Origin of the sequence: Vibrio sp. STUT-A16, from assembly GCF_026000495.1 — a bacterium.
In the GTDB taxonomy this organism is placed as follows: Bacteria; Pseudomonadota; Gammaproteobacteria; order Enterobacterales; family Vibrionaceae; genus Vibrio; species Vibrio diabolicus.
Map to the genome: position 1 here is coordinate 934,091 of NZ_AP026765.1, position 14,955 is coordinate 949,045.

At 45.3% G+C, this 14,955-nt stretch carries 18 protein-coding genes; 9 read left to right on the forward strand and 9 right to left on the reverse strand.

Features of this window, described 5'->3' with window-relative positions; translation table 11 throughout:
• Positions 1-14: 14 nt before the first annotated feature.
• A complete protein-coding gene (locus tag OO778_RS04410; RefSeq protein WP_012841513.1) occupies positions 15-1,466 on the reverse strand; it encodes a M48 family metallopeptidase in 1,452 nt (483 codons plus the stop codon).
• 257 nt (positions 1,467-1,723) lie between these two features.
• On the opposite strand from OO778_RS04410, the gene OO778_RS04415 reads away from it, so the two are divergent.
• Both OO778_RS04415 and OO778_RS04420 read left to right on the forward strand, forming a co-directional pair.
• The gene (locus OO778_RS04415; RefSeq protein WP_046875522.1) at positions 1,724-1,960 is read left to right on the forward strand and encodes a sulfurtransferase TusA family protein; all 237 of its coding nucleotides are present in this window, start codon (positions 1,724-1,726) and stop codon (positions 1,958-1,960) included.
• Between the two features lies 1 nt (position 1,961).
• Positions 1,962-3,035: an AI-2E family transporter gene (locus OO778_RS04420; protein WP_006741685.1), complete on the forward strand. Its 1,074-nt coding sequence runs from the start codon at positions 1,962-1,964 to the stop codon at positions 3,033-3,035.
• Positions 3,036-3,111: 76 nt separating this feature from the next.
• Here OO778_RS04420 and bcp read toward each other — a convergent pair whose 3' ends face one another.
• Complete coding sequence (gene bcp / locus OO778_RS04425) at positions 3,112-3,582, reverse strand: thioredoxin-dependent thiol peroxidase (protein ID WP_005380418.1); 471 nt, start codon at positions 3,580-3,582, stop codon at positions 3,112-3,114.
• Between the two features lie 16 nt (positions 3,583-3,598).
• The gene (locus OO778_RS04430; protein ID WP_012841515.1) at positions 3,599-4,141 is read right to left on the reverse strand and encodes a glycine cleavage system protein R; all 543 of its coding nucleotides are present in this window, start codon (positions 4,139-4,141) and stop codon (positions 3,599-3,601) included.
• Positions 4,142-4,618: 477 nt separating this feature from the next.
• On the opposite strand from OO778_RS04430, the gene dapA reads away from it, so the two are divergent.
• Both dapA and bamC read left to right on the forward strand, forming a co-directional pair.
• The gene (gene dapA, locus OO778_RS04435) at positions 4,619-5,497 is read left to right on the forward strand and encodes a 4-hydroxy-tetrahydrodipicolinate synthase (protein ID WP_012841516.1); all 879 of its coding nucleotides are present in this window, start codon (positions 4,619-4,621) and stop codon (positions 5,495-5,497) included.
• Positions 5,498-5,577: 80 nt separating this feature from the next.
• Positions 5,578-6,597: an outer membrane protein assembly factor BamC gene (bamC, locus tag OO778_RS04440; protein WP_006741687.1), complete on the forward strand. Its 1,020-nt coding sequence runs from the start codon at positions 5,578-5,580 to the stop codon at positions 6,595-6,597.
• A 106-nt stretch (positions 6,598-6,703) separates the two neighbouring features.
• On the opposite strand, the gene OO778_RS04445 is transcribed toward bamC, so the two are convergent.
• The 4 genes from OO778_RS04445 to OO778_RS04460 are packed head-to-tail and all read right to left on the reverse strand — an operon-like array spanning position 6,704 to position 9,122.
• Complete coding sequence (locus OO778_RS04445) at positions 6,704-6,907, reverse strand: DUF2897 family protein (RefSeq protein ID WP_012841517.1); 204 nt, start codon at positions 6,905-6,907, stop codon at positions 6,704-6,706.
• Positions 6,904-7,602 (reverse strand): M15 family metallopeptidase, encoded by a 699-nt coding sequence (locus tag OO778_RS04450; RefSeq protein WP_145532725.1) that lies wholly within the window; start codon positions 7,600-7,602, stop codon positions 6,904-6,906. Before OO778_RS04450 ends, OO778_RS04445 begins: the two co-directional genes overlap by 4 nt.
• Positions 7,603-7,616: 14 nt before the next feature.
• Positions 7,617-8,753 (reverse strand): succinyl-diaminopimelate desuccinylase, encoded by a 1,137-nt coding sequence (gene dapE / locus OO778_RS04455; RefSeq protein ID WP_145532727.1) that lies wholly within the window; start codon positions 8,751-8,753, stop codon positions 7,617-7,619.
• Positions 8,754-8,771: 18 nt separating this feature from the next.
• Positions 8,772-9,122, reverse strand: coding sequence for an ArsC family reductase (locus tag OO778_RS04460; protein WP_104974904.1), 351 nt, complete (start codon positions 9,120-9,122; stop codon positions 8,772-8,774).
• A gap of 292 nt (positions 9,123-9,414) precedes the next feature.
• On the opposite strand from OO778_RS04460, the gene OO778_RS04465 reads away from it, so the two are divergent.
• Positions 9,415-9,702, forward strand: a complete 288-nt coding sequence (locus tag OO778_RS04465) for a helix-turn-helix domain-containing protein (protein ID WP_005380433.1) — start codon at positions 9,415-9,417, stop codon at positions 9,700-9,702.
• A 34-nt stretch (positions 9,703-9,736) separates the two neighbouring features.
• On the opposite strand, the gene OO778_RS04470 is transcribed toward OO778_RS04465, so the two are convergent.
• Together OO778_RS04470 and OO778_RS04475 are read right to left on the reverse strand one after the other, a co-directional pair.
• Entirely contained in the window at positions 9,737-10,069 is a 333-nt protein-coding gene (locus tag OO778_RS04470; RefSeq protein WP_081441201.1) for a DUF4156 domain-containing protein, read from the reverse strand.
• A gap of 3 nt (positions 10,070-10,072) precedes the next feature.
• Positions 10,073-10,426, reverse strand: a complete 354-nt coding sequence (locus OO778_RS04475) for a DUF2956 domain-containing protein (RefSeq protein WP_048626001.1) — start codon at positions 10,424-10,426, stop codon at positions 10,073-10,075.
• Positions 10,427-10,569: 143 nt separating this feature from the next.
• On the opposite strand from OO778_RS04475, the gene OO778_RS04480 reads away from it, so the two are divergent.
• The 4 genes from OO778_RS04480 to OO778_RS04495 all read left to right on the forward strand — a co-directional run bounded on the left by OO778_RS04480 (position 10,570) and on the right by OO778_RS04495 (position 14,683).
• Positions 10,570-11,055, forward strand: coding sequence for a DUF2919 domain-containing protein (locus tag OO778_RS04480; RefSeq protein ID WP_012841521.1), 486 nt, complete (start codon positions 10,570-10,572; stop codon positions 11,053-11,055).
• Between the two features lie 45 nt (positions 11,056-11,100).
• Entirely contained in the window at positions 11,101-12,003 is a 903-nt protein-coding gene (locus OO778_RS04485; RefSeq protein WP_074191680.1) for a Dyp-type peroxidase, read from the forward strand.
• Between the two features lie 149 nt (positions 12,004-12,152).
• Positions 12,153-13,286 carry a flagellin gene (locus OO778_RS04490; protein ID WP_264910777.1) on the forward strand — a complete coding sequence of 378 codons (1,134 nt, stop codon included), beginning with the start codon at positions 12,153-12,155 and terminating at the stop codon, positions 13,284-13,286.
• Positions 13,287-13,549: 263 nt separating this feature from the next.
• Positions 13,550-14,683, forward strand: coding sequence for a flagellin (locus OO778_RS04495; protein ID WP_005393103.1), 1,134 nt, complete (start codon positions 13,550-13,552; stop codon positions 14,681-14,683).
• Positions 14,684-14,955 lie beyond the last annotated feature (272 nt).

Genomic DNA, 14,955 nt, shown 5'->3' on the forward strand with positions numbered 1-14,955 from the left:
TTTTCTCCATTTCGTTATTGTAATGCCATGAATCGATCTCTTTGGATCATGAGTTGGTCAATACGGGCATCGTATCGAGCTTGCTCTAAGCTGCCCAACTTGGCCATTTTACTTGCTTCACTATAATATTGAATCGCTTTATTCCAGTTTGCTCGCAACGCCAAAATCTCCGCTCGCGCAGCCAACTCTTCATCACTACGTCCTAGCGCGTGGTAGCTCTTCGATATTAGGTGCCAGCCATTTGTATCTTCAGGATAATCATGAGTGTATCTTTGAAGAACTCGCGTGGCTTGATCGTTTTTATTGTCCTCAAGTAGCGCATTGGCATAGTTAATGGTCAATACTTTATTTTGAGGGTTCCGAGATAACGCTTTACGGAGCATCTCGGTTGCTTTTTCTGGCTGCTTCTTCTCGATATATAAATCCGTCATAGCATCCAGGTAGAACGGGTTACTTGGGTCCTGCTCCAGCAACTTTTTCAAAATAGGTTCCGCTTGAGACAAGCGTTTGCTGTCTAAATGTACGAGTGCTCGCCCATAGTCAAAAGCAGGTGTAATGTCCGCAGAGGCTTTCTTTTGAGTTCGCTCAAACCAGCCTAAAGCAGCTTGTCCGTCAATGCCGGCGTACCGCGCTACAATGCGCGCACGCGCTAGGTGATAGTCTATTGAAGGCACTACTCGCATTGGTGGATAGGTCCTTGCTCGCGCACGGCTATCGGTAATTCGATCTTCAGGTAGTGGGTGAGTCAGTAGCATTGGCGGCGGTTTACTCGCATAACGATATTCATCTGCAAGACGGCCAAAAAAACGTGGCATTGCTTGAACATCAAAACCAGCTTTTGCCAGTGTTGAAATACCAAAGCGATCCGCTTCTTTTTCATTCGCGCGAGTGTAGTTGATTTGGCTTTGCATGTTACCTGCGGTTGCCGCCGTAATTGCAGCCATCCCCGCTTCTGGTGAGGCAATCGAAAGCAGTAATGCGCCAGCGAGTGCAGCTAATGTGGCCGGAGAGCGACGTGCTTGCTCTTCCATGCTGCGCGCAAGGTGGCGTTGTGTGACGTGCGCAATCTCGTGAGCAACAACAGAGGCTAACTCGCTTTCTGAACGTGCATGAAGAAACAACCCAGAGTGCAACGCTACGTAACCACCAAAAAACGCGAACGCGTTAATATTGCGGTCGCGAATCATAAAGAAGTGAAACGGCGTTTTTACATCGTTCGCATTGGCTACTAATCTGTGCCCGAGAGCGTCAATATACTCATTGATAACAGGATCATTAACGATAGGTTTACTGGCTCTGAGCATACGCATATAGGCGTCGCCGTAAATCAACTCTTGGTCTATTGAGAGCGTGCCACCAGCAGCCGTACCAATGTCTGGCAAGTCAATGCTATTGGCATAAGTTGTCGGTGAACTGATTGCAGCTGCAAGACATAAGCAAACTAGCGAGCGAGTGCGTTTTAACATACGTTTAAAAGGTTCTCCAAAATACATAAGCATGTGGTTAGAGGCTGAGAACCTCTCAACAGCGCCACATGCGTTTTGGTTATCCGCGAGGATATAAGCTAGCAATAAGACCGGAAATAAATGAATTGGTTTCGTAAATTATTTTATATCCGAGTCATTTCAGCATGTGGTTAAATCATGTCAGAAGTGCTAGCACCAGCTCAAAAAGCCGTTACAATACAACCCTATCATAAGTGCAGAGCAATACAATGGAATCCATGTTACTTGATTTGCGTGAACAACGTTGCCCTATGGCACTATTACTTGCAAAGCGTCACGCTGCTGAAGTCTTTCAAGGAGAAACGCAGCAGTATCATCAACTTGTTATTCAAGTGGTGGATAACAGCTCTAAACGAGACATTGTGAACTATCTCAGTGCCCAAGGGTACTCAGTTGATTGCCAATCTACATCAGAGCACTACACATTGACTGTATTCAATAAGGAATCCGCATAAGATGTTTGAAATGGTTAGTCGTTGGTATAAACGACGTTTCTCAGACCCTCATGCAGTAAGTCTCGTCGCGATCTTGCTGTTTGGTTTTATCACCATTTACTTCTTTGGGCATTTGATTGCGCCATTGCTTGTCGCGATCGTTTTGGCTTATTTACTTGAATGGCCAGTCGTAAAAATGTGTCGCATGGGCGTGCCGCGCACTTTGTCGGTCATCATCGTGATCTTAATGTTCGTCGGATTGATGTTGATCGCTTTGTTTGGTTTGGTTCCGACGATTTGGACTCAGGTCGGTAATCTAATTAACGATATTCCAAACATGTACAACGGGTTACAAAAGTTTATTGTCACGCTACCAGAGCGTCATCCTGAGTTAGCAAATTTAGAAATTGTAGAAACCGTGGTGACAAATGCCAAAAACCAAGCGTTGGGACTTGGTGAGAGTGTAGTAAAAGGCTCACTTGCGTCATTAGTCAGTATTGCGACGCTAGCGGTATACCTGATTTTAGTGCCACTACTTATCTTCTTCTTACTGAAAGACAAAGAAGAGATGCTAAGAATCGCGAGTGGTGTTTTGCCGAAAAACCGTAAACTCGCGAATAAAGTTTGGCATGAAATGAACGAGCAGATCTCCAATTACATTCGCGGTAAAGTGCTCGAGATTTTAATCGTGGGTGGCGTGAGTTATGTGACTTTTGCCATTTTAGATCTTCGCTATTCGGCGCTGCTTGCCGTAGCTGTCGGTCTATCGGTGTTAATTCCTTATATCGGTGCGGCAGCTGTAACCGTGCCTGTCGCCATCGTTGGTCTGTTCCAATGGGGTCTTGCGCCTCCGTTTTATTGGTTGCTGCTTGCTTACGGTATTATCCAAGCGCTGGATGGTAATGTGTTGGTTCCTGTTCTGTTTTCTGAGGCGGTAAATCTACACCCAGTTGCCATCATTGTGGCAGTGTTAGTCTTCGGTGGCTTGTGGGGTTTTTGGGGCGTATTCTTCGCCATTCCGTTGGCGACACTAGTTAAAGCCGTATGGCATGCCTTACCAAGTACGGAAGAAAACGAACCAGTCGAACAAGAGTAGGCGTTACCAAAGTACAATGCTCAAAAGAAAGCCCAGCAGTTTGCTGGGCTTTTTGTTATTTGAGAACGGATCGCGCTTATGCGTTTTCGTTCAGGTAATTTAATACGACTTCGTGGTGATCTTTGGTTTTGAACTTGTTGAACACGTGTTCAATCACGCCTTCTTCATTGATCAGGAAGCTAATGCGGTGAAGACCATCGTATACTTTACCCATGAATTTCTTTTCGCCCCAAACGCCAAATTGGTCTGCAACGGCATGATCTTCGTCAGAAAGTAGGGTGAAGTTTAAATCATCACGCTCGATGAATTTGCCTAGGCGTTTTACAGGGTCGATGCTTACGCCAAGTACAACCACGTTGTGCGCATCTAATTCAGCTTTGATGTCACGTAGACCTTTTGCTTGTGTAGTACAACCCGGCGTCATCGCCTTAGGGTAAAAGTAGAAAAGTACTTTCTTGCCTTTAAAGTCTTCAAGAGAAACGGTATTTCCGTCTTGGTCGAGCAAAGAGAAGGCTGGCGCTGGCGAGCCTGCTGTCAGCGTATTCATGGTGATTTCCTTTACTTTATAGTGTGTTTTTAATGAAATTCAGAGAACCTTGTACGTTGAGCGACTGACAAAGTTCATCGAAATCTTCTTGTAATTGCATTAAGTTACAATCCGCACTTACTGATGCGGTAATCGCAATGTGGAATTGGTCGGCATCAAGTTGAATTTTCGACTTACTGATAGTTTGGGCGCTAAGAGAGTCCAAACCAATCTGTTGATCCGCGAAGAACTTAGTAAACTTTTCAGTCAGACCTGGGCGGTCTTCAGACTCAATAAACACTTCCATTGTGTAGCTGTTGTCGAGCAATTCGTGCGCCGACGTACGCTTCATAATCGTAATCAGGTCATGCTCTTGGCCAAGTAGGGGCAATTGCGTTTCTACTCGAGTCACACTGCTGGCGTTCCCAGTTAGGAGCATGATCAGCGTAAATTCACTTCCAAAGATAGCGATACGGCTATCGACTATGTTACAACCGGCTTGAGTAACGAGGTGTACGACTTGGTTACAAATGCCTGGACGGTCCGTTCCAACTGCTGTAAGTACCAGATGTTGCTTCATAAATGAGCTTCTTGTCCTTTCTTCAATAGAGAGATGTTAGCACAGATATTGCGGAGAAATATCGAGTCAGTTCTTTTTTTAGTTTACAAAAAAGCAGGTTGGCTCTTGAGGTGAACGATCGGAGGCAAGCAGTCAACGAGGGAGTTGAGGGAACAAAACGTTTGCATGATGTACTTGCGTGTTGTTTGGTCTTTTTATTCACTCAGGTCTGACTTGGTGAGCACGACCAAAGAGTATATTTTCCTGGCTTGTGCACTTCAGTATTTTCCAAATCACTGATAGATTCTAAAGTCACTCGAAAGCCCAACACGATTATCAATATTGCCGCTAATCAAACCAAATAGAGCAATTAAGTTGCTAGACCTCTAACAACTGATAATTATTCATTCATTTGTACTTTGTAAGCGAGTTTACGCTCTTGTGTTTTTCAATCGCATTACAGTACCATGCAGAAAGAGTTAAATGAGGGAGATAAACATGTTTTCAGGAAGTATCGTAGCGCTGATTACGCCATTCAAAGCAGATGGCGAAGTAGACTTTGACAGTCTGCAAAAGCTAGTAGAGTACCACGTTGAAGCGGGTACAGACGGTATTGTGGCGGTAGGCACAACAGGTGAGTCAGCGACACTGACCATTGAAGAGCATGTAAAGGTCGTTAATAAAACTGTTGAGTTTGCCGACGGTCGCATCCCTGTGATTGCTGGCACGGGTGCAAATGCAACCCACGAGGCAGTAACATTTAGCAAATTACTGGCTGATTCTGGTATTGCTGGCTTCCTGAGTGTGACACCGTATTACAACAAACCAACTCAAGAAGGTTTGTTCTTGCACTACAAGGCAATTGCTGAAGCGAGTGATGTGCCTCTAATTTTATACAACGTACCAGGCCGTACTGCTGTTGATATGCAGCCAGAAACAGTGGCACGCTTGTCAAAGCTTGATAATATCGTGGCTTTAAAAGATGCAACGGGCGATTTGGACCGAATTGCAATTCACCGTGAACTTTGTGGCGAAGATTTTATCTTACTAAGTGGCGATGATGCGACGGGTCTCGATTTTGTGAAACTTGGCGGCAATGGTGTTATCTCGGTAACGAACAATATTGCAGCTAAAGATATGGCAGACATGTTCCATTTGGCAAGTGAAGGTAAGTACGAAGAAGCAGAAGCGATTAACCAACGCTTGATGACTCTACACAAAAACCTTTTCATTGAAGCAAGCCCTATCCCAGTAAAATGGGCAGCGCAAAAGCTTGGTTTAATTGAAGAAGGTGGTTTGCGTCTTCCTTTAACCACACTTTCTGAAAAATCGCAGCCGATCGTTGAACAGGCGTTAACCGACGCCGGTATTTATTAAAATTGAGCTATTAAGATTGAGTTACTAGGATTGAAGTTCATACTGGGGGCCAAAGCGCCCTCGGTGTTTTAGGAGTATAGATGAAGCTTTCAAGCCAGTTAGTGTTAAGTTCATTAGCTGTATTCGTATTGACTGCCTGTTCAGGTGGTGCCAATCAACGTCGTCAAGCAAAAGATGACTTCGAGTATTTGAACTCCCCCAATTTGGGTGAGTGGAATGTCCCACAGGGTGCACAGCCTCAGTTTTACCCTAACTATGAGATCCCTCAGGGTAACTATGCTGGTGGTGTAGGTAAAGATGTCGACATTCGTCCACCTCAACAAGTCCTAGAGCTTATTCCTGGTGCACGTCTGGACCGCAGTAGTGATGGTGAAGTGACACTTTGGCTACTTCGTAAAGATGAACTAGACAAGGTTTGGCAAACGGTACAAAACATGGTCGCGGCCAACGAGATTCCAGTTGAAAGCCAAACAGATTCTCGCATCGAGACAGGTTGGGTGACTTGGGATTCGCCAGACGAAGAGCTGGAAATTGGTAGCCGATATGAGATCGTACGTGCTGAAGCAAATGGTCGACACGGCTTTAAAGTGAGTCTTATTGACTGGCGTGAAGGCAATCAAGTGAAAGAAGTAACGGCGACCAACCGTGAGCGCTACAATGTGTTCATGACGAACTTGGTAACCGCTCGCTACGATCAAGAAGTACGTGAAGAAGCACAACGTAAAGCGCAAGAGTTGGTTAAACAGATCCCAATTACAATGGGTAAAGACCGCAGCGGGCTTCCTGTAATTGTCGCGCGTGCGCAATACAACATGCTTTGGCAACGTCTGCCTAATATTCTACCTAAGATGGGCTTTAAGATTGAAGAGCGTAGCCAGTCTCAGGGCACAATCACTGCGAAATATGCGTCTCCGGATGATGAATTCTGGAACGATATCGGCGTTAAACCAGTGGAGTTAGACGCTGGTAAGTACACATTCTTACTTGGTGATTTAGGCAACCGTACGTCTATCAATATTACGGATTCCTCTGGTAAGCCAGTAGAAGAAGAGTTTTTGAAATCACTAGCGCCTGTATTGGCTGCGACGGTGAAGCAGTAACCAAAGCGAACTTAACGCGATACGTTTACACAATAATTGAAAAGGGACCCAGTGGTCCCTTTTTTGATGCCTATATTCGGCGTGTCGAGATAAAGTAGGTGTTTAACTAACGAGGCTCGTCTTTGTTGCTCTCCTCGTCAGCGGAGCGCTGTTTATCCAACGTGTTCAGCTTATCTAAATCGTTCTTACGGCTTTTATCCATCTGACCAAACTTCATTTTTGCGGTGTATTTGAGTGCGGCAATGTTACCAATGACCACGCTCAACACTACAATGATAATGACCCAAGGGTTGGTGAGTATTTCTATCATAGAGCCTCCGGCGGCGTGATATTGTGAATAAATTTGGCAACGACGTTATCCAAATTATTCAGTATGACGTCAATCCCTGCAATGTTGTCGGTCTGATTTTGCTGAATCAGCTGGTTTCTAAGCACATCATGCGTCAATTGCGCGAGGCACTGTTGCCCGACAGTGCGGTGGCTAATGTGCCAAGGCTCAATCGAAACGCCACCTAAATCTTGCTGATAAGGGAAGAAGAAGCCGAATCGACCAAGGTTGGCTTTTAACCATTGGTAGAACGCTTGCTGGTGGCCTTCAAGGTACTCCCAAGGCTCCAGCTTGAGTTTGGTGTCAGTAGGCAATAAATTGCGCGCATAGACATCAAAATCGCAACCCCAATGATGACGACTTCCTCCAGGCAGTGCCGACCAGCGCAAAATGGCCATCAACTTCTCTTCGTCATTTAACTCTGCTTTGTTTAAAGGGCGGGAGTTGACGTCGAGAATTGGCAACTCACCAGAAAACTTCCCGTTCCAGATCGCTTTTTGGCGGTTGAAGTCACGAAAACCACTGGCGATTTCCATTTTAAAACCTGCTTCTGTTGCCGCTTCAATCATCTTTAGCAGATCGTCAGCTACTTCAGGGTGGAGTAGAAACGCTTTTTGACCCACTAAAGTGGATTGCAGATGAGAATCTGTGGTGCCGGTGAGTTGCTCTGGTGTCATGGTGTTCTCGCTGATTACTTCGCTAACAGGTGTTTCAACGTGTTCTCGTACATGTCAGTCAACTTTTCTAGATCGTCCACTTTCACGCATTCGTTCACTTTATGAATCGTAGCGTTAACAGGGCCTAACTCTACGACTTGACCACCCATTCGAGCGATAAAGCGACCATCAGACGTACCGCCAGTTGTAAGTAGTGCTGGCTTCGTATCATTCACTTCGGCAACAGCAGCAACAACTGCATCTAGCAGCGCGCCTGTATCGGTCAGGAATGGGTCGCCGTTGAATGTCCATTTTAGGTCGTAGTCCAGCTCATGCTTGTCTAGTGTTTCGGTAACACGCTGAACAATTGCGTCATTGTTAAGCTCAGTACTAAAACGTAGGTTGAACTGAACATGGAACTCGCCAGGAATGACGTTAGACGCACCAGTGCCAGCCGATACGTTCGGGATCTGGAAGCTGGTTGGTGGGAAATAATCATTTCCTTTGTCCCACTCGGTTGTTGCGAGTTCATGAATCGCGAGTAGAGACTTGTGCACAGGGTTATTGGCTAGGTGAGGATAGGCCACGTGGCCTTGTGTTCCTTTTACCGTCAAATCGCCAGTGATAGAGCCGCGACGTCCATTTTTCACCACATCGCCAACTACTTCGGTACTGGATGGTTCACCGACGATACACATGTCGATATTTTCGCCACGTGCCATCAACGTTTCTACAACACGAACGGTACCATTGATAAATGGTCCTTCTTCATCCGACGTAATTAGAAAGCCGATTGAGCCTTTGTGGTCTGGGTTCTCTGCAATGAAGCGTTCGACAGCAACGACCATAGCAGCTAGCGACCCTTTCATGTCCGCTGCACCGCGACCGTGTAGGTAACCATCAATAATAGTTGGTTCAAACGGATGTGTATCCCAGTGCTCCAGTTTGCCAGCAGGTACCACATCGGTGTGGCCAGCAAACGCAAATAGTGGCGCTTCTGAACCACGTCGAGCCCAGAAGTTCGTGGTATCTTCAAACACCATTACTTCAATTTCAAACCCGAGTGCTTTTAAGCGCTCGATCATCAAATCCTGACAACCTGCGTCTTCCGGCGTTACAGATTGTCTACTGATCAGATCTTTAGCAAGTGCCAATACTGGACTGTCTGTCATCCTTGAGTATTCCTTTATTTAAGAGTTGAAAATGGTAGCGTATTGATCAGCTTTAAAACCGATATGAAGTTGATCATTCACTTTTAAAATTGGGCGCTTGATCATCGCCGGATTTTCTACCAAAAGAGCGATCGCGTTTTCTTCGTTAAGCGTGTCTTTCTGTTCTTGTGTCAGTTGGCGGTAGGTCGTGCCACGTTTGTTGAGCACCTGTTCCCAACCTAAAGCGCGACAAAATTCGCTTACCATAGCTACATCAACGCCTTGCTTACGGTAGTTATGGAAGTCGTAAGCAATATCCTCAGCTTCTAACCATTTTTTGGCTTTTTTGATCGTATCGCAGTTGGGAATACCAAACATGGTAATCGACATAGTGTTTCCTTTTTTCTTTGTTCTATTTTTCACTGGCGCGGTTAAAACGCACTTAAGTTATTTGGGCTGCTATAGCATCCTATCAAGAAGCAATCAAACTGACAAAATGCGGTGGAAAATATTTTCAGATAGATTGAGATAACTGATGTTACGTAACTTATTTACGATGAATGCACTATAAATCGAATAAAAAATCGTCTAAATCAAATGGAAAAGTCGAGTTATTGATCAAACGCAACATCTCGCTGAGCAAAAACGAAATAATGAATCAGCACAATTTTAGGAGGTGTCAATGGAATTGAGTCCTGTTTTTGCAAGGCGGCTATATTTGGCCTTGTTGGTGGAAAACCTAGAAAGGCCGAATGTGCCAAAGTTGATCGAAAAAACGGGGTGGCCTCGTCGTACAATTCAAGATGTACTCAAGGCGTTACCTGGGATCGGCATTGAACTCATATTCGTTCAAGATGGCCGACGTCATAATGACGGCTATTATCAACTTTCAGATTGGGGGCCTTTTGATAGCCAATGGGTTCTAGAGCGGGAGAGAGATATCGCTAGCAGTCTTGGATTTCGTGCATAAGCCAGCAATTGCTGGCTTTTTTCATATTCAGGCGTCATCCATTGCAGCGGTAAGCGGAGCCCAGCACGCTAAATGAGGTGATAAAATCTTGTGGGGAGACCATAAAAACGGTGTCCGCATCGATAGCCGCGGCATTGTTTTTTAAATCATTCATTGCGCCTTGCATCATCGCGTCATTGGTCATGAAAATGTAGTTATACCAATGACCCTCGCTTCCGGTGACTTCGCCTTTGTATTCGCATCGATCAGGGTTGAACTGAGCGTCAATGCGAATATGAACATCTTGGCTTTGAGCATGAGTAAGGTGAGAAGGCATCGTGCAACCAGAGAGAAGTACGACAAAAAGTCCAAGTAACAGGCGTCTCATCAGCTATTTCCCCAATACTATGTAAGCAGCAAAGCCAATCCAGCTCAGAGCGAGCAGTATCCAAGGCAGTTTGCTTGATACATGGTTTGGCGCATCGTCGGTGATGTTGTCTTGTTCGATAGCTTCTTCATGCTGACGTTGCTTTTCACGTTGCTGTTTTTTCTTCGCTTTATCGGCTTGACGATTGCGCTCTTTTTGCTGCTTCTTATATTGAGCGATGCCTTTTTCGATACCTTGAGCGATAAGCTTGGTTTGCTCTTTGGTTTGCCCCGGTTTCTGTGTGGATTTGGCAATTCTCATCGCTTCGGCTTGAGTTTCTTGAGAAGGCGCTGGGGTAGCTGGAGTTCTTTTTTTCATGTTTCTCATCAACGTCATTGTAAATCTTTGTTTAGTTTACCTGTGTAAGATGATGAAATGAACTTTAGTTCTCATCTTTGCTGGCTTGCAACTCTGAAATGATAGGTTAAAGTGGCGTTTTATCACATTAAGAAGAAGATGTTGTGCGCTACTCGTTTGACCAATATGACGCCCATGGATTTTTAAAAGCGCCGATTATTTTATGGTTTGGATGGATGTTTCTTGTGCGTTCATGGGTTGTGTTTGCGATGGCAGGCGTAAGTCGTGATAGTGGCAGTAAGCTACTCGCTATTGTTTATCCAGACTCAAGTACGCTGTATTTGGGTTTGGCTATGGGCATTCCAAGCCTGCTTCTCATGTGGTTGATGGGGCTCCGTCACCCCGATAGAGGATGGGTAAACAGAATTACTCGCTATGGTCGAGAGATCACTTTGATCTTGTGCGGTATCCAACTGGCTCAGACCATGTATCATGTGTATCTGGAACATGGTGTATTCAACTGGGCAAACGCCCTTACCATTACCTTATTAGCTTGGTTTATGATCTATCTTCTAAATGGAAGATGGGTAAAAGACTGTTTTCATGTGCCACAATTGGAGCGCAATGAAGAGCAGCCTTCGAAGAATTAAAAACAATAACTTCCCACACCGGGGCAAAGTATAGAGGAAACCTCAATGTCACAAGCTCAAACGGCGATCGTGCCAGAAGCAGGGCCATTTGCACTGTACACTCAACTTAAAGTGAACCAAAACCGTGAAAACGTATTGGATAAGCTGAAAGCACTACCAAAGTTAGTGGAAGAGTTAAATATTACCCAGCCAGGCGCGGCGCTGACCCTTTCTATCGCATTCACAAAATCGTTTTGGCAACACCTCAATGTAGACGCGCCAGAAGAGCTTATTGATTTTACTCAACTTGGCGAAGGAGACATCGTAGCGCCTGCAACGGATGTTGATGTGCTGATTCACTGTCACTCTACTCGTCACGACTTGCACTTTTATGTTCTGCGTAAGTTTCTAGAAGAGACGACACAAGATGTCACCATTGTGGACGAAACGTATGGGTACCGTTACCTTGATGCTCGTGATATGACAGACTTTATTGATGGGACAGAAAACCCGAAAGGGGAGGCTCGCGCTGATGTGGCTCTAGTAAAAGAGGGCCCATTTGCTGGAGGTAGTTATGTCATGGCTCAACGCTTCGAACATAACCTTGCCGCTTGGAATCGCTTGAATGTCAAAGCGCAAGAAAAAGTGATTGGTCGTACCAAACCAGACTCTATCGAGCTAGAAGACGTTCCTGCAGCATCACACGTCGGTCGCGTTGATATTAAAGAAGAAGGAAAAGGTCTCAAGATTGTTCGTCATAGCTTGCCATACGGGACGGTAACAGGGCCTCATGGCCTGCTGTTTATTTCTTACTGCAATACACTTCATAACATTAAAGTGATGCTAGAAAGTATGTACGGCGTGACAGATGGTAAAACAGACCAAATGCTTCGTTTCACAACAGCGGTAACTGGTGCGTACTTCTTCGCGCCTTCGCAAGAAATGCTCGCAGAGCTAGCCATCAAGTAAGTTCTCAGACTTCATTTCTTAAGCCCTCTAATTGGAGGGCTTTTATTTTCTTCTTTTCTATTCCACAGACTTTTTCAAAAAAGACTAAACCTTTCGATTATTTGGTCGATAAGTATCCAAAGCCTTAATTTATTTGGAGTCTGTGTCTCTTGGCTATCACCGTTAATACCAATGTTGCAGCACTTGTCACACAACGTCATTTGACCAGTGCAACGGATATGCTGAATCAATCCATGGAGCGTTTGTCTTCAGGGAAGCGTATTAACAGCGCAAAGGATGACGCTGCGGGTCTGCAAATCTCCAACCGCTTGCAATCACAAATGCGTGGTTTAGATGTTGCGGTTCGCAACGCGAATGACGGCATTTCCATCATGCAAACTGCGGAAGGCGCGATGAATGAGGTGACTAATATCATGCAACGTATGCGTGATTTGTCGCTACAGTCAGCCAATGGTTCAAACAGCAAAGCGGAACGCACTGCACTGCAAGAAGAAGTGACGGCACTTAACGATGAGCTAAACCGCATTGCCGAAACGACCTCCTTTGGTGGGCGTAAACTGCTCAATGGCAGCTTTGGTAAGTCGGCATTTCAAATCGGTGCAGCGTCAGGTGAAGCTGTGCAAGTTGAATTAAAGTCGATGCGCAGTGATGGCATTGATATGGGCGGCTTTAGTTACATTGCAAACGGACGTGCAAGCTCTGATTGGAAAGTAAAAGACGGTGCGAATGATCTTAGTATGTCATTTACGAATCGTTTTGGTGAGACGGAAACCATTCAAATTAATGCCAAAGCTGGCGATGATATCGAAGAGCTTGCGACTTATATCAATGGTCAAACTGACAAAGTCACGGCATCGGTGAATGAAGAAGGTCAGTTACAGCTATTTATGGCTGGAGAAGAAACTTCAGGCACTTTATCGTTTTCAGGTGACTTAGCGAGTGAACTGGGGTTACAGCTAAAAGGTTACGATGCGGTTGATAACATCGACATTACGTCTGTCGGTGGTGCGCAACAAGCCGTGGCCGTCCTAGATACTGCGATGAAGTACGTTGATAGCCATCGTGCTGAGTTAGGCGCGTATCAAAACCGCTTTAATCACGCGATCAATAATCTGGATAACATCCACGAAAACTTAGCCGCTTCCAACAGTCGTATCCAAGACACTGACTACGCGAAAGAAACCACGCAAATGGTGAAGCAGCAGATCTTGCAGCAGGTCAGTACTTCTATTCTTGCACAAGCAAAACAAGCGCCCAACCTAGCATTAACCTTACTTGGTTAATGATCGACCTCGCTCGAATTTAACGTAAAACCTGCCTGTATCGACAGCTCGAAAAGAAGCTTTAGCGAAAATTTGACGTTTTTTTGCTTTTTTATCTGCTTCATCACGATTCCTTCTCCAAATGAACTTTTTCCAAAAAAATCCAAAAAATTCCCTAAAGAAATCAGTTTGAGCGCCGTTAATAAAAGTAACTTTGAGAGAACTACTTGGTTTTCCGAGACGTCGGAAACCGCTATACCGGAAAATCAATTGGAGAAATCACCATGGCAGTGAATGTAAACACTAACGTATCAGCGATGACCGCTCAGCGTTACCTAAACAACGCAAACTCAGCTCAACAAACCTCTATGGAGCGTTTGTCTTCGGGGTTCAAAATCAACAGCGCAAAAGATGATGCTGCGGGTCTACAAATCTCGAACCGTTTGAACGTACAAAGCCGTGGCCTGGATGTGGCGGTTCGCAACGCGAACGACGGTATCTCAATTGCACAAACCGCTGAAGGTGCAATGAACGAGACCACCAACATTCTTCAACGTATGCGTGACTTGTCTCTACAATCAGCAAACGGCTCAAACTCGAAATCAGAGCGTGTGGCGATTCAAGAAGAAGTGACCGCGCTAAACGACGAACTAAACCGTATCGCAGAAACCACGTCTTTCGGTGGTAACAAGCTACTAAACGGCACACACGGCGCGAAATCGTTCCAAATCGGTGCGGATAACGGTGAAGCCGTGATGCTTGAGCTAAAAGACATGCGTTCAGACAACAAAATGATGGGCGGTGTGAGCTACCAAGCTGAAAGTGGTAAAGGTAAAGACTGGAACGTTGCTGAAGGTAAGAACGACCTAAAAATCAACCTAACGGACAGCTACGGCCAAGAGCAAGAAATCAACATCAGCGCAAAAGCAGGTGACGATATCGAAGAGCTTGCGACTTATATTAACGGTCAAACTGACCTAGTGAAAGCATCAGTAGACCAAGACGGTAAACTGCAAATCTTTGCTGGCAACAACAAAGTCGAAGGCGAAGTCGAGTTTTCAGGCGGCCTATCTGGCGAGCTAGGTTTGGGCGAAGGTAAAAAAGTAACGGTAGATACTATCGACGTAACCTCAGTTGGTGGCGCACAAGAATCTGTGGCTATCATCGATGCGGCACTGAAATACGTAGACAGCCACCGCGCAGAGCTGGGTGCATTCCAGAACCGTTTCAACCATGCAATCAGCAACTTGGATAACATTAACGAGAACGTGAACGCGTCGAAGAGCCGTATCAAAGATACTGATTTCGCGAAAGAAACGACTCAAATGACCAAGTCACAAATTCTATCGCAAGCGTCAAGCTCAATCCTTGCGCAAGCGAAACAAGCGCCAAACTCAGCGCTAAGTCTGCTAGGTTAATTTCAAACCTAAGACGAGAACCTCATTGGCTCGTGGTGAGAGATGAGCGAGTAAACCCAGCTTCGGCTGGGTTTTTTTCTGTCTTTTGGGGACTCAGGATTTCTGCGAATCACGACATTAGAGCTTCATCACATTTCAGTAAGCCAAAGAAAATAATCGCAAAAAATTGAAAATTTCTTCTAAAGGATATTCATCGGTCGCCGTTAAAGGGACTGAGAGAAATGAGATGTACCTAAGTGAGGTGAGAGACACGACGGTACATTCACTAAAGC